Consider the following 546-nt stretch of genomic DNA (forward strand, 5'->3'; position numbering starts at 1 on the left):
GTCCTCGGTCACACCGACCGCATCGGCCCGGAGGCCTACAACCAGAAGCTCTCCGAGCGTCGTGCCCAGGCAGTGGCGGACTACCTCATGAGCAAGCCCACCATGGCCGGCTACGACATGCAGGTCGTCGGCATGGGCGAGGGTGATCCGGTCGTGCAGTGCGAGAACACCGGCGGCCGCAACGAGCTCATCAACTGCCTGCAGCCCAACCGGCGCGTGGAGGTCGAGGTCACCGGCATGAAGACGGTGACCGAACAGAAGTAAGCGCCGGCGCTTCCGAGTCAGGGTCGCTGCGGCGACCCGTCCCGACGCCCCGCCCTCTCCGGCGGGGCGTTCTCGTTTCCGGGTCTCCCCCCGCATTGTTCAGCCCCCCCTTTGACCCTCACCGACATCACGTGCTGGCATCGGCGCAGCGGGCACGCAGGCGCCGCGGGTGGTATGCTCGCCCCACGCCAAGACGCCGTCGGGCAACCCGCGCAGAAGGGCCCTTCACACCGAGGAAACGTCAATGCCGAGTCAGCCGAGCCGCGACCTGGAGACCTTCGA

The 546-nt window shown here is 68.3% G+C and carries 1 protein-coding gene; it reads left to right on the top strand.

Translation table 11 applies throughout. The features are described 5' to 3' along the window. Positions 1-264 (top strand): OmpA family protein (locus G7A99_RS24285; protein WP_163144640.1); only part of this gene is annotated, 264 nt, incomplete at its 5' end. Between the last annotated feature and the right edge of the window lie 282 nt (positions 265-546).

This window comes from Arhodomonas sp. KWT, assembly GCF_010993615.1.